The organism is Aeromonas sp. CU5, from assembly GCF_002586745.1.
Classification (GTDB): domain Bacteria; phylum Pseudomonadota; class Gammaproteobacteria; order Enterobacterales; family Aeromonadaceae; genus Aeromonas; species Aeromonas sobria.
Genome location: NZ_CP023817.1, coordinates 2,323,547 through 2,337,067 on the forward strand (window position 1 = coordinate 2,323,547; position 13,521 = coordinate 2,337,067).

General features: G+C 60.9%; 12 protein-coding genes. 10 read left to right on the forward strand and 2 right to left on the reverse strand.

The annotated features are described in order from the left end of the window. Positions 1 to 76 precede the first annotated feature (76 nt). Positions 77 to 832 (forward strand): ABC transporter substrate-binding protein, encoded by a 756-nt coding sequence (locus CK911_RS10115; RefSeq protein ID WP_098969833.1) that lies wholly within the window; start codon positions 77 to 79, stop codon positions 830 to 832. A gap of 374 nt (positions 833 to 1,206) precedes the next feature. Further along, on the forward strand, positions 1,207 to 2,550 hold the full coding sequence (locus CK911_RS10120) for an anaerobic C4-dicarboxylate transporter (RefSeq protein WP_042036941.1): 1,344 nt from the start codon (positions 1,207 to 1,209) through the stop codon (positions 2,548 to 2,550). A gap of 471 nt (positions 2,551 to 3,021) precedes the next feature. Here CK911_RS10120 and CK911_RS10130 read toward each other — a convergent pair whose 3' ends face one another. Together CK911_RS10130 and dcuC are read right to left on the reverse strand one after the other, a co-directional pair. After that, a complete protein-coding gene (locus CK911_RS10130; protein WP_098969834.1) occupies positions 3,022 to 4,161 on the reverse strand; it encodes a M20 family metallopeptidase in 1,140 nt (379 codons plus the stop codon). A 117-nt stretch (positions 4,162 to 4,278) separates the two neighbouring features. Continuing rightward, positions 4,279 to 5,655 carry a C4-dicarboxylate transporter DcuC gene (dcuC, locus tag CK911_RS10135; protein WP_098969835.1) on the reverse strand — a complete coding sequence of 459 codons (1,377 nt, stop codon included), beginning with the start codon at positions 5,653 to 5,655 and terminating at the stop codon, positions 4,279 to 4,281. Positions 5,656 to 5,940: 285 nt separating this feature from the next. On the opposite strand from dcuC, the gene CK911_RS10140 reads away from it, so the two are divergent. The 8 genes from CK911_RS10140 to CK911_RS10175 all read left to right on the forward strand — a co-directional run bounded on the left by CK911_RS10140 (position 5,941) and on the right by CK911_RS10175 (position 13,454). After that, positions 5,941 to 6,255 (forward strand): hypothetical protein, encoded by a 315-nt coding sequence (locus tag CK911_RS10140; RefSeq protein WP_172953999.1) that lies wholly within the window; start codon positions 5,941 to 5,943, stop codon positions 6,253 to 6,255. A gap of 320 nt (positions 6,256 to 6,575) precedes the next feature. Continuing rightward, a complete protein-coding gene (locus tag CK911_RS10145; RefSeq protein ID WP_098969837.1) occupies positions 6,576 to 6,926 on the forward strand; it encodes an ArsC family reductase in 351 nt (116 codons plus the stop codon). 9 nt (positions 6,927 to 6,935) lie between these two features. Then, complete coding sequence (gene dapE / locus CK911_RS10150; protein WP_098969838.1) at positions 6,936 to 8,063, forward strand: succinyl-diaminopimelate desuccinylase; 1,128 nt, start codon at positions 6,936 to 6,938, stop codon at positions 8,061 to 8,063. Then, positions 8,060 to 8,749, forward strand: coding sequence for a M15 family metallopeptidase (locus CK911_RS10155; RefSeq protein ID WP_098969839.1), 690 nt, complete (start codon positions 8,060 to 8,062; stop codon positions 8,747 to 8,749). Before dapE ends, CK911_RS10155 begins: the two co-directional genes overlap by 4 nt. Beyond that, the gene (locus CK911_RS10160; RefSeq protein WP_098969840.1) at positions 8,746 to 8,895 is read left to right on the forward strand and encodes a hypothetical protein; all 150 of its coding nucleotides are present in this window, start codon (positions 8,746 to 8,748) and stop codon (positions 8,893 to 8,895) included. Before CK911_RS10155 ends, CK911_RS10160 begins: the two co-directional genes overlap by 4 nt. A gap of 281 nt (positions 8,896 to 9,176) precedes the next feature. Continuing rightward, a complete protein-coding gene (locus CK911_RS10165) occupies positions 9,177 to 10,904 on the forward strand; it encodes a potassium/proton antiporter (RefSeq protein ID WP_098969841.1) in 1,728 nt (575 codons plus the stop codon). Between the two features lie 43 nt (positions 10,905 to 10,947). Continuing rightward, complete coding sequence (locus CK911_RS10170) at positions 10,948 to 12,051, forward strand: beta-N-acetylglucosaminidase domain-containing protein (protein WP_098969842.1); 1,104 nt, start codon at positions 10,948 to 10,950, stop codon at positions 12,049 to 12,051. Positions 12,052 to 12,245: 194 nt separating this feature from the next. Continuing rightward, positions 12,246 to 13,454, forward strand: coding sequence for a sodium:proton antiporter (locus CK911_RS10175; RefSeq protein WP_098969843.1), 1,209 nt, complete (start codon positions 12,246 to 12,248; stop codon positions 13,452 to 13,454). Positions 13,455 to 13,521: the final 67 nt, after the last annotated feature.

Consider the following 13,521-nt stretch of genomic DNA (forward strand, 5'->3'; position numbering starts at 1 on the left):
ACCCTGGGGTCGGCTTTTTTATTGTCACCGTTATGGGTGATACTCAGTATCAATCGGCACAAGGAACTGGTCGCCTATGGGATATCGCCCGCTGCTCTCGCTACTGCTGTTCTGCATGCCTGTTCAACTGTGGGCCGAGCCCGTTCGTCTGACCACTCTCGAGTGGCCCCCCTTCACCAGCCAGAGCCTACCCGATGGCGGTCTTACCGGTCATATCGTCAAACGCGCCTTTGCCGAGGCAGGGCTGGAGGTGGAGTTCGATTTCTATCCCTGGCAGCGGGCGGTGCGGCTGGCCGCCGATCCGGCCCAGCCCTACAGCGGCTATTTCCCCGAGTACCTCTCAGACACCCTGCCCACCCTGTGGCGCAGCTCCCCCAGCGTGGGGGACAGCGTATTGGGCATGGCGCAGCGAGTTGGCCCCCCCATTCCATGGCAACGGCTTGCAGATCTCGCCCCCTACCGGATCGGCGTGGTAGAGGGGTATGTCAACACCCGGGAATTTGATGCCCTGATGACCAGCAAACGCCTCAACACCTTTGCCGTCGATGCAGATCTGCTCAACCTGCGCAAATTGCAACGTGACCGGCTCGATCTGGCGGTGATCGACCGGGATGTTTTCTACTGGCTGATCCATCACGACCGCAAGCTACAAACGGCCGGATTGCAGTTTCACCCACAGATCCTCGAGCACAAGAGCCTGCACATTATGTTTCGCCCCGATCAACAGGCGCTGCAGCAGCGGCTGGCGCAGGCCATTGCCAGACTCGATATTGCCAAGCTGAGTGAGGATTATCAGCGTCGCTATCTGCAGCCAGCACCTGCGGCCAAGTGAGCCAACCCGCCGAAGTCCCCGTTTGCAGGCAGAGATGGCCTGAGCACCGGCTTTTTGACCCTCTTCTCTCGCTATTTATCACTTTTTCTGCCCCTCCCCTGCAGCCTTGTTCTCTCTCCTTGCCGCCACCATGACGACCTGAAGGCTTGGCTCCGTGTGATACCACACGACCATTAAATTGATTTTTTTGTTAACAAGAGGTTTTTAAGTGGTTTAATCAAAAATTCATCGAGTTATTGAAGTAACTCAATTTTTTCACTTATGCAGGGGAGCAGAATAGCAACTAACCCTTTTGGGCTAAATAAAACAAACAATGACAATTCATGGTTCAGGCTACCCGCGGCAATATGGGTTGAATCACACGAGGTAATGGAATGATCTTGATGGAATTTTTGGTGGTACTCGGCTGCTTGCTGCTGGGTACCCGCTTTGGTGGCATGGGACTGGGTCTCATCAGTGGTATCGGTCTCTTCCTGCTGACCTTCGTCTTCGGCCTGGTGCCGGGCGAACCGCCAGTGCAGGTGATGCTGACCATTCTGGCGGTGATCGGCTGTGCCGCCACCCTGCAGACTGCCGGTGGCCTCAACCTGATGATGCAGGTGGCCGAGCGTCTGCTGCGCCGTCACCCGCAATACATCACCATTCTGGCACCGCTGACGACCTGGACCCTCACCTTCCTGTGCGGTACCGGCCACGTGGTTTACACCATGTTCCCCATCATCGCTGACATAGCGCTGCAGAAGAACATCCGTCCCGAGCGTCCAATGGCCGTGGCATCCGTTGCCTCCCAGATGGCGATCTGCGCCTCCCCGGTCTCCGTTGCCGTGGTCTCCATGGTCTCCATTCTGGCGGCCGGTCATGGCATCGGTCAGGCTTACGGCCTGCTCGACATCCTGATGATCGCCATCCCCTCCTCCCTGACCGGTGTGGTCATGGCGGCCCTGTGGAGCCTGCGTCGCGGCAAGGATCTGGATCAGGACGAAGAGTTCCAGGCCAAGATCAAGGATCCGGAGCAGCGCACCTTCATCTACGGCGGTGGTGAAACTCTGCTCAACACCAAGTTCCCGAAAGAGGCCTACTGGTCTACCTGGATCTTCTTCGCCGCCATCGCTGCCGTGGTATTGCTCGGCGCCAACGAAGGTCTGCGTCCGGTATTCACCATCAAGGACAAAACAGGCCCGCTCTCCATGAATCTGGTGATCCAGATGATGATGCTGATCGCCGGTGCCATCATCCTGATGCGCTGCAAGGTCAAGCCGGGTGAGATCTCCAACGGCCCCGTGTTCAAGGCCGGTATGGTCGCCATCTTCTCGGTGTTCGGGGTGGCATGGATGAGTGAGACCTTCTTCCAGGCTCACATGCCGCTGCTCAAAGAGACCCTGGCTCACGTGGTACAGGCCCAGCCCTGGACCTACGCGCTGGTGCTGTTCCTGATCTCCAAGCTGGTGAACAGCCAGGCCGCCGCCCTGACCGCCATTGCCCCCATGGGTCTGGCACTGGGCGTAGAGCCGAAACTGCTGATCGCCTTCCTGCCAGCCAGCTACGGCTACTTCGTGCTGCCGACCTACCCGAGCGATCTGGCCTGTATCGGTTTCGACCGCTCCGGCACCACCCGCATCGGCAAATTCATCATCAACCACAGCTTCATCATTCCGGGGTTGATCGGGGTAAGCAGCTCCTGCGCCCTGGGTTATCTGCTGACCACCATTTTGCTCTAATCGCAGTTGCGTTTATCGCGCCATTGCCAGACAGGCCCCCGCTTCGGGGGCCTGTTCTTTTTCCCCGACTTTTCCCCTGACGCACCCTGCAGCGTTAGCCCAGCCCCGGCCACAGGGCAACATCCCCCCCTCTTTCGCCAGCAACATCCTCCCCATCTATCCCCTCATTTTGCTCTGGCGCAGCGCCATCTTGGCCCTCAGCCATGCCAGCGCAACAGAGGGCATAACACGCCACCGACAGTCCGGGCTTTGCCATCCCCTTGTGCCTCGATGGCTGGCAGGTGGCACGGCAGGATCATCTGGCCTATCTAGCCGAGCTGCAGGGGTAACGGCGCTGAGGCACCTAGCCAGCTCGTTCAGGGACGCGCGAGAAATCGAGATAAAAAAACGGGAGGCAGCAGCCTCCCGTTTAAGTTTGAACGGGCCAATTTTGAGCGGGCCAATAACGACCCGAACAAGGAATAAACCGGCTTATTTCGCCAGCTTGCCCAGCACCCGCTGCAGCAGGCGGATGCGCGGTTCGATGCTCTCCAGCAGCAGGAATTCCGCCTCCGAGTGGAAACCGCCCCCCATGGGGCCGAAACCATCGAGGGACGGCACACCCGCGGCGGCGGTGAAGTTGGCATCCGAGCCGCCGCCGGCTTCCAGCCAGTTGAAGGGGATACCTTCCTCTTTGGCTGCCGCCTCCACCAGCGCCATCAGCGCCTCGGTGTCACCGCTCGGTCGCATCGCCGGCTTGAAGGTCTGGCGATCCACCTCGACCCGACAACCGGCGAGGAAGGGATTGTTGGCCATAAAGGTGAGCCGGTCATGCACCGCCGCAGCCTCTTCGTTGCTCCAGAAGCGCAGATCGACGATCGCCTCGGCAAAGTCCGGCACCACGTTGACGCCGGTGCCGCCCTGTACCACGCCGACGTTCATGGTGGTGCCCGTGGTCATGTTGACCTGCTCGTTGATGGCCAGCACCCAGTGCGCCAGCTCGGTGATGGCAGATATCCCTTCGGTGAGGGCCGAACCGGCGTGGGAGGCCTTGCCGTGGAAGGTGATGCGGTACTTGGCATTGCCCTTGCGGGCGCTGATAAGATCCCCGTTGGGACGGGCTGCCTCGGCCACCAGCACGCAGCCACTCTGTTTGGCTTTTTTCACCAGCCAATCCTTGGACCAGGGGGAGCCAATCTCTTCGTCGCAGTTGTAGCAGACCAGCACCTTGAGCTTGGCCAGCAGCACCGGATCCATCTCTTTCAGGGCGTACCAGATAGAGAGCAGGCCGCTCTTCATGTCCGACACGCCGGGGCCAAAGGCTTGATTGCCTTCGATTTTCAGCGGGCGCTTGGCCGCAGTCCCCTCGGGGAAGACGGTATCCATGTGGCCGCACAGCATCACGTCGTAGTGATCGGCCCCCGGCGCATTGGTGATCTCGAGGCAAGGGCCGCACTCAGGAGCGAACTGGTGGCGGGTCACCTGCCAGCCGATGGCCTCATATTTCTCGGTCATGATGTCGGCAACTTTCGCCACCCCGGCCGGGGTGCGGGTACCACAATCGAGGTTGATGAGCGGGGCCAAGTCGGCCAGATAGCTATCGAGGGAAAACGGGCTCTTTACAACTGTCATTATCTTCTCCATGCAACAATCAGCGTTGATGGCCGATCGTCTATTGCAACAATGCGACACAGTGAGAAAAAGGCGGGCAACCATGCCACCCGCCCGACCGGTAAATTCCAAACACCACTACATGAACAGCAGATAGTTGAGGGTCAACGCCGTCACCAGCGCCCCCGCCATGGGCACGCTGGTGCGCTTGACCACGGTAAAGGGCGACACCTTGGCAATCCCCGCACAGGCGATCAGCACCGCTGCTATGGGGGAGATGGTGCGACCAATACTGGAGGCCAGCTGCATCGGCAGCAGCATGGTCACCGCAGGCACACCAAACTTGGCCGCCACTGCCGGTGCCAGGGTCGAGAAGCTGAGGAACGCCGCGTTGCCAGAGCCCATGATGACCGCCGCCACCATGATCAGCGCCACCATCACTAGCGTCATCAGGCCGCTGCCGATACCGGCATTGCTGGCAGAGTGCAGCAGGGTATCGATGGCGCCGATGGCCTTGAGGGATTCGGCAAACAGCTCGGCACAGACGATGAGCGCCACCACAGGGCCAAACACCTTGCCCATGCCATCGAGGAAGCTCGACAACCCGGCCATGGCGGTGCGCAGCGAGCGGCTACGCAGCAGCTCGCACAACATGCCGATAAAGACCGACAGCAGCATGGCTACCTCCACGCTCATCTTGATGTCGCTTACCAGCAGCTTGGAGAAGGTCATCATCAGCACGAAGGGGATGATCGGCAGCAGGGCATACCAGGTTGGCGCCTGCACCGCATCAGTACCCTGCTCGTCCAGTTCGGCGTGATCGCCGCGATGCAACGCCGGATCCCAGCCATCCTTGCGATCGCAGTGACGCTGCCAGAAGAAGTGCAGCACCATGGTCACCAGCAGCATGGGGGCCACCAGCCAGATCTGGTAGTCAACGAAGTAGCTGGTCGGATCCATGCCGGATTGACCGGCGGAGAAGATGGCGTTGGTCTGGGTCGGGCCAATCTCGAACGCCTGAGAGGTGGCGATGACGCCACAGGCGGAGGCCGGGCTGATGCCGAGGTTGCGCATCACCGGGTACATGGTGACCATCAAGAGCAGGCCAAGGCCGGTGGCGGAGGTGACGAACAGGGAGACAAATACCGCCACCAGATAGCAGATGGAGAGCATCAGGTAGCTGGACTGGATGCCAGCCACCGGTTTGACCGCCACCCGCACCAACGCCTGGGAGGCACCGATATGGGACATGTAGGTGGCAAAGCCCGCCACTGCCATGATGGTGAGGCCCAGCCCCGCCGCGCGGTAGGAGAAGATCCCCTTGAACACTTCGAACAGGTCGAACAGGGCGAAGCCGGTGCTCTTGTCAGCGGGGAGAATGGGGTGCAGCCCCAGCCAGTAGGCCACCGCAAAAATGGCCATGCCCGCCAGCGCCAGCACCGCCTGCGGGTTGTAATCCTTGATAATGCCGTAGACCACGGCGACCAGAACGAGCAAGACGAATAAAAGTTCCAATATTCACTCCTGATAAATTTATCGAAGAGCGGAATCTAGTGTTCTGACCAGAGATTGCCTTTGATCCCTATCAATAAAGGTGCCTTCACTGGGTACCATCAGCATAATATGTCGGTGATGTAACAAATTTTCGTTGTTTAAACTACCGGAAAACCTTTATCAACCGCTATCCGGGGATTGTGTGACACGACTCCCCTCTTTTTTGCGTTGGATCAACATATGACAACGCCGAAGTGGCGAAGATGCGCTTCGACATTTAGCGACCATTTCGCGCCGGAGAGAGTTATGACAAACCAAGCCACCGCAGGTGTCTCGACCTGCGACTACAAGCTGTGGGACATCCTCGTCGAGTCTGCAAAGGAACGCACTACCATTCGTTACTCCAAACTGGCCAAGCTGGCCGGGCTGGAGCAGTGCCAGGATGAACTGCGCACCCTGCTGCAACGCATCCGCATGTACTGCACTGAAAACAACCTGCCGATCCTCTCCACCATAGTGGTGGATGATGTGGGCAAATATACTGGCCTCTCTTCCAGCCTGCCTGATGCACCCTGGGAGCGGGCCCGGGTCTTTGACCATGAGTGGACCACCCTGCACTGATTGACGTGCTTGAAGATGCCGACCAAAACGCGCCCGCTGGCGCGTTTTGGCTATCTGGCGTTTGTCCCCTTCTCTTTTTCTCCCGTAATAGCCGCTGTTCTCCCGCAATAACCGCCCCCATCGGGCACACCCACCGCAAAGCGCCTGACCTTGGGCACAAAAACGCCGTTCAGGTGCGACCCGTCCCGGTAAAACCCGCGAGCTAGACCATCAGCGTTGCCATGAGATCGCCACAATGCCAGAATCAGGCCCTTGCACTGTTTTGATTCGGATTTTCGGGCAGCGGCCCACGGCCAGCGCCCACAAGAGAAGGACTCCCCATGGCCACCACCCTCTATGGCATCAAGAACTGCGACACCATCAAGAAAGCCCGTAAGTGGCTGGATGAAGCCGGTATCGACTACCGCTTTCACGACCACCGTGCCGACGGCCTGAACCCGGACGATCTGGACAGCTGGCTGGCACAACTCGGCTGGGAAGCCCTGCTTAACAGCCGTGGCACCACCTTCCGCGCCCTGCCGGATGAGGCCAAACAGGGGCTCGACACTGCCAAAGCGCGCGCCCTGCTGCTGGAGCATCCGGCCATGATCAAGCGCCCGCTGCTGGACCGTGACGGCGAACTGACCCTGAGTTTCAAGGCTGATCACTACCAATCCCTCTTCTCCCGTTAAGGACAACTGATGTCGGATGTCATCGCACTGGCCAAGGATCTGATCCGCCGCCCTTCCGTTACCCCCCTCGATGAAGGGTGCCAGACCCTGATGGCGGAGCGCCTCGCCAAGCTCGGGTTTGTCATCGAGCCCATGGTGTTTGAGGACACCACCAACCTCTGGGCCCGTCGTGGCAGCGAGGGGCCACTGTTCTGCTTCGCCGGTCACACCGACGTGGTGCCCGCCGGGCCGCTGGACAAATGGCACACCCCGCCGTTCGAGCCGACCATCAAGGATGGCGTGCTCTACGGACGCGGCGCCGCCGACATGAAGGGCTCGCTGGCTTCCATGGTGGTGGCGGTCGAGCGCTTCGTGGCCGAGCATCCGGATCACACCGGGTCCATCGCCTTTCTCATCACCTCAGATGAGGAGGGGCCCTTTATCAATGGCACCACCCGGGTGATCGACACCCTGGAGGCCCGTAACGAGAAGATCCGCTGGTGCATCGTCGGCGAGCCCTCCTCCACCGCCGTGGTCGGGGATGTGGTGAAAAATGGCCGCCGCGGCTCCATCACCGGCGATCTGCTGGTGCGCGGGGTGCAGGGCCATGTCGCCTATCCCCATCTGGCGGATAACCCCATTCACAAAGCCACGCCAGCGCTGGCGGAACTCGCCGCCACCGTGTGGGATGAGGGCAACGCCTACTTCCCCCCCACCAGCTTCCAGATCGCCAACATCTCGGCCGGCACCGGCGCCTCTAACGTCATTCCGGGCGAGCTGCAGGTGCAGTTCAACTTCCGCTTCAGCACCGAACTGACCGACATGGATATCCGCGAGCGGGTCGAAGCGCTGCTGGATAGACACGGTTTGGATTATCAGCTGAGCTGGACCCTCTCCGGCCAACCGTTCCTCACCGACACCGGGGCGCTGCTCGATGCGGCTGTGGCGGCCATCGAGGCGGTGAACGGTCAGCGACCGGCCCTGCTCACCACCGGCGGCACCTCCGACGGGCGCTTTATCGCCCCCACCGGCGCCGAGGTGATTGAGCTCGGTCCCGTCAACGCCACCATTCACAAGGTGAACGAGTGCGTGAAGGCGGACGATCTGGATCTGCTGGCGGACATGTATCAAGGGGTGCTCGAGAGATTGCTGGCATGACGCAGGAACAACTGCTGGGGCTCGACGAGAGCCACCTTATTGTGGTGGGACGCGGCCCCCATCGTCTGACTGCCGCCACCGCAGCGGCCTTCAACGACATGCAGGTGGCAGCAGCCTATGAGGGGTTCAACCTGCAGGCAGCCTCCAGCTGGCGCAGCTTCGAGCGCCAGCTCGCCATCTGGAATGGCAAGTGGCGCGGCGAACGACCTCTGCTCGATGCCAACAGCCAACCCATCGATGCCCTGCAGCTAAGCGAGGTGGATCGGCTGCATGCCATCCTGCGCTGGAGTGCCCTGCCGGGCACCAGCCGCCACCACTGGGGGACCGATCTCGACATCTATGATCCGGACTGCTTGCCTGCCGACACCAAGCTGGCGCTGGAGCCGTGGGAATATGAAGAGGGAGGCTGGTTTGCTGACTTGAGCGAGTGGCTCAGCGATCATATGAGCGACTTCGGCTTCTTTCTCCCTTATGCCAAACCGGTAGGAGCAGAGAGCGGCGTCGCCTACGAGCCCTGGCATATCAGCTTCTCGCTGGAGTCCGATGACCTGCAGCTTGATCCTGCTGCGCTGGCGCTTTGTCTGCAACAGGCGGATATTGAAGGCAAGTCGACCATACTGGCCAACCTGGATGACATTTTGACCCGTTATGTCACCACCTGTCCTGACGAAAGGAAAAAACTATGAGTCTCTGGCTGTGGATAGGGTTGCCGCTGCTGTTCCTGCTCGGGCTGTTTCTCAATGCCATCAAAGACATGAAACGGCTGGAGAAGCAGTTGCCCAACTACAAGGACAAGATCCGCGAAGTGAAGGATGACGAGGACGACTACTGACCCTGCATCACCGGATCCCCATCACCCCGAGGGGGAGCGCTGGCGCTCCCCTGCCCCTCTTCAGTGCCACCCCACTAGTACCCCATCCGCGCGCATCTGCACATCCTGAAATCGACGCTCCTTTGACTCCTTTTCATTCCGCTCATTGCAGTCAGAATATGGCGCATCCATGAGGGGAAAAAATGTAAAAAAATGCAAATTGATGCACAAATAAGCCACACGATAGTGCCTAACTGCATATAATGCGCCTACTTTGCACATTACCAGGAAGGAGTTCGCCCTTGGATGCCGCTACCATCAACAGTTTCTTTTTTGTCGCCGCACTGCTAGTGGGTGCCAGCGTCCTGTTGAGCGCCCTCTCTTCCCGCCTCGGTATTCCCATTCTGGTTATCTTCCTCGCCGTCGGCATGCTGGCCGGTGAGGATGGCCCCGGTGGCATCCACTTCGCTGACTACTCCATCGCCTATCTGGTGGGCAACCTGGCGCTCGCCATCATTCTGCTCGACGGCGGCATGCGCACCCGGGTCTCCTCGTTTCGGGTGGCACTCTGGCCTGCGCTGTCGCTGGCCACGGTCGGGGTAGCCATCACCACCGGCCTGACCGGTCTGGCCGCCGCCTGGCTGTTTGACCTCAACCTGATGCAGGGAATGCTGATCGGCGCCATCGTCGGCTCCACCGATGCGGCGGCGGTCTTCTCCCTGCTTGGTGGGCGCAGCCTCAACGAACGGGTGAGCGCCACCCTGGAGATAGAGTCAGGTAGCAACGATCCCATGGCGGTGTTTCTCACCGTGACCCTGATCGAAGTGCTGGCCACCGCCCAGCAGGGGCTGGATGGTGGTTACCTGTTGCTGCAACTGTTGCAGCAGTTTGGCATGGGGGCCGGGATTGGTCTGACCGGTGGCTGGCTGTTGTGGCGACTGATCAACACTGCCAAGCTGGCTGCAGGTCTCTACCCCTTGCTCACCGTCAGCGGTGGCCTGCTGATCTTCGCCCTCACCACGGCAGTGGGGGGCAGCGGCATTCTCGCCATCTACCTCACAGGTCTGCTGCTCGGCAACCTCTCCCTGCGCAGCCGCAGCACCACTTTGTCGGTGCTGGACGGCCTGACCTGGCTCAGCCAGATCGGCATGTTTCTGGTGTTGGGGCTGCTGGCCACCCCGAGTAATCTGCTGCCCATCGCCCTGCCCGCGCTGGCGCTGGCGATGTGGATGATCCTGATAGCCCGCCCGGTGTCGGTCTGGATCGGGCTGCTGCCGTTCAAGAACTTCGCCCCCCGCGAGCGCTGGTTTATCTCCTGGGTCGGCTTGCGCGGTGCGGTGCCGATCATTCTGGCGGTGTTCCCTATGATGGCGGGGCTGCCCAACGCCCAGCTCTACTTCAACGTCGCCTTCTTCGTGGTGCTGGTTTCGCTGATTTTGCAGGGCAGTTCGCTGCCGCTGGCATCAAAGCTGGCGCGGGTTGAAGTACCGGCACCGCCCTCGCCCATCAACCGTTCGGGGCTCGAGATCGATCTCGACAGTCAGTGGGAGACCTTCGTCTACCAGCTGGGGGCCGATAAGTGGTGCATCGGCTCGCCACTGCGGGATCTGCAGATGCCCACCGGCACCCGGATCTGCGCCCTGTTTCGTGGCCGCGAGCTGCTTCACCCCTCGGGTAGTACCTGTCTGCAGGCCGATGACATCCTCTGCGTGATTGGCCACGAGCGCGATCTCTCCGCCCTCGGCCAACTGTTCAGTCAGGCACCGGAGCAGGATCTCGGCCCCCGCTTCTTCGGTGACTTCCTGCTGGAGGCGGCGGCGCGGCTGGTGGATCTCGCCCCCCTGTACGGATTGGATGTGAGCGAGGTGGCGGATCAGACACTGGGCGATTTTATTGCCAGCCAGTTGGGCGATAATCTGGTGGTCGGTGACAACATCGAATGGCAGGGCCTGATCTGGACCGTGGCCGAAATGGACGAGAGCGTGCCGAGCAAGATCGGGGTGCGCTTTCAGGAAGAGGACCCGGTCTGACCGACCGTCCCGTATCAAGTCCCCAGCAAGAAGGGAGAGAGTTATGCCATATCAAAGTTTGCTGTCCGGCCCCCTGCCCCCCGCTGCCAATCTGGGGGTCATTGAAGGCTTTTTTGGCAAGGGATGGAGCTGGCAGGCCCGCGCCCGCTACGCCCAGTGGCTGCCGCGCCACGGTTACGGCTTCTATATCTATGCCCCGAAAGAGGATGGCTATCTGCGCAAGCACTGGGCCCTCCCCTGGCCCGAGCAGCAGCTGGCAGATTTGGCCGAGTTGGCGCGCCAGTGCCGTGCCAACGGGCTCGCCTTCGGGGTGGGCTTAAGCCCCATGGGGGCGCACCACGACTACGATCGCAAGCGCCCGGCGCTGCTCGAAAAGGTGCGTCTGATCGACGAGATGCTCCAGCCCGACATTCTGGCGGTGCTGTTTGACGACATGAAAGGGGATACCCCGGACTTGGCCCGGCACCAGCTCACCATCGCCCACGATATCGCGGCCCACAGCAAGGCGAGCCGCCTCATCTTCTGCCCCAGCTACTACTCGACCGATCCGGTGCTGGAGAAGGTGTTCGGCGCCATGCCACCCCGCTATCTGGAAGAGCTTGGCGAGCAGCTCGACCGCCGCTTCGAGATCTTCTGGACCGGCCCCAGGGTCTGCTCCAGCGAGTATCCGGCCAGCCACCTCAAACAGGTGACCGAGCTGCTCGGCCGCAAGCCCTTCCTGTGGGACAACTACCCGGTCAACGATGGCAGCAAGGCGAGCAGCTACCTGCACCTGCGCGCCTTCGAGAACCGCCCCGCCGAGCTGGCGGAGCTAGTCTCTGGCCACGCGGTCAACCCGATGAAGCAGGCGGCGCTGTCGGCCCTACCGCTCGCCACCCTGCCGATGAGCTACCGGCTCGGCAAGCAGTACGACCCCGACAAGGCGCTGCATGCCGCCCTCAACGCCACCTGCGGCCCGCAGATCTCGGCGATGATCGAGGCCGACCTACCGCTGTTTCAGGATCTGGGGCTGGCGCAGCTCACCCCCGAGCAGATTGCCGCCCTCAAGGCGCGCTACCTGCCGTTTCGTGACCAATCCTGCGTCGACGAAATCGTGCGCTGGCTGGACGGGGAGTATGTGTTCGACCCCGACTGTCTGACCGATTAAATCACCCTGGGGGGCAGGCTGAGCCAGTCTCGGCTGGCGTGATTGCCGTGATGGGCGTGATGCGCGCAGCCAGTCTGGGCAAAGTGTGCGCACAGCTACGGCAATGAAGAGTTCATAACTGAGAATATCGGGCATAACCCGGGGCCAGGATGGCAGTTAAACAGCCCTGACAAGATGGTTTCAAGGGAGCTTGTATGGATACACATCTGCTTTACCAGAATCTGGCTGTGATCGCTGCCTTCTTGCTGATCTACAGCCTGATTGCGGGGCGCTTTGAATCAAAACTGGTCAACGGCCCCCTGCTGTTTCTGCTGACCGGCTGGCTGCTGGGGCCCGGCGGGCTGGAGCTGCTCTCTCTTTCTATCGACAGCGCCGGCATCAAGCTGCTGGCCGAGCTGACCCTGGTCATAGTGCTGTTCAACGATGCCGCCAACACCAACTGGCAGGTATTGCTGGCCAACCGCCAGCTCCCGATCCGGCTGCTGCTGATCGGCCTGCCCCTCACCCTGCTCTGTGGCGCCCTGTTTGGCCACTGGATCTTCCCCGATTTGCCACTGCTGGAGATGGCCATCCTCTCTACCATTCTTGCCCCCACCGATGCGGCGCTGGGCAAGGCGGTGGTGAGCAACCCCGCGGTACCGGCACCGCTGCGCGAAGGGCTCAATCAGGAGAGCGGCCTCAACGACGGCATCTGCGTGCCGGTACTGCTTCTGCTGCTAGCCCTTATCGCCCCCACCGAACAGCACGCAGGCACCGCTACCCTGGCCATCACCCTGATGCTCGAAGAGATCGGCATTGGCCTCTTGGTCGCCTTTGTGCTGACCAGCCTCACCATCCGGCTGTTGAAAATCTCTTATCTCAACGGCTGGCAACTGCCGCTCTGGCGTCAGCTCACCATGCCGGGTCTCGCCCTGCTCTGCTTTGCGCTGGCCCAGACCTTGGGTGGCAGCGGCTTTATCGCCGCCTTTGTCGGCGGCCTTTTTATCGGCCACCGGCTCGGCGAGCACAAGCACGCCTATATGGACAGCTGCGAAGGCTACGGCGACCTGCTCTCCGTGGTGATCTGGATGGTGTTTGGCGCCACCCTGATGCCCATCCTGCCGGAGCTTCTGCAGTGGCAATACTGGCTCTATGCCATTGCCAGCCTCACCCTGCTAAGGATGGTGCCGGTCTGGCTCAGCCTCATCGGCACCGGCCTCAAGCCAGAGCTCAAGCTCTTTATCGGCTGGTTCGGGCCGCGGGGCCTTGCCAGCATCGTCTTTGCGGTGATGGTGCTGCAAAACCAGCCCGCGCTGATTGGCCAGCGCCCCATCATCGCCACCGTGCTCTGCACAATTATCTTGAGCGTCATCCTGCACGGCATCACCGCCAACCCCTGGGTCGAGCGCTTCAAACCGCGCTGAGCCACGCTGGCCCATAAAAAATGCCACCGACCGGTGGCATTTTTCTTTCATAGCGCGGGTAATTGAC

Coding starts and splice junctions, on each gene's coding strand:
- CK911_RS10130 (WP_098969834.1), bottom strand. CDS start 4,161: ATGACAGTTGTAAAGAGCCCGTTTTCCCTCGATAGCTATCTGGCCGAC.
- dapE (WP_098969838.1), top strand. CDS start 6,936: ATGTCGGATGTCATCGCACTGGCCAAGGATCTGATCCGCCGCCCTTCC.
- CK911_RS10115 (WP_098969833.1), top strand. CDS start 77: ATGGGATATCGCCCGCTGCTCTCGCTACTGCTGTTCTGCATGCCTGTT.
- CK911_RS10170 (WP_098969842.1), top strand. CDS start 10,948: ATGCCATATCAAAGTTTGCTGTCCGGCCCCCTGCCCCCCGCTGCCAAT.
- CK911_RS10160 (WP_098969840.1), top strand. CDS start 8,746: ATGAGTCTCTGGCTGTGGATAGGGTTGCCGCTGCTGTTCCTGCTCGGG.
- CK911_RS10145 (WP_098969837.1), top strand. CDS start 6,576: ATGGCCACCACCCTCTATGGCATCAAGAACTGCGACACCATCAAGAAA.
- CK911_RS10175 (WP_098969843.1), top strand. CDS start 12,246: ATGGATACACATCTGCTTTACCAGAATCTGGCTGTGATCGCTGCCTTC.
- CK911_RS10140 (WP_172953999.1), top strand. CDS start 5,941: ATGACAAACCAAGCCACCGCAGGTGTCTCGACCTGCGACTACAAGCTG.
- CK911_RS10155 (WP_098969839.1), top strand. CDS start 8,060: ATGACGCAGGAACAACTGCTGGGGCTCGACGAGAGCCACCTTATTGTG.
- CK911_RS10120 (WP_042036941.1), top strand. CDS start 1,207: ATGATCTTGATGGAATTTTTGGTGGTACTCGGCTGCTTGCTGCTGGGT.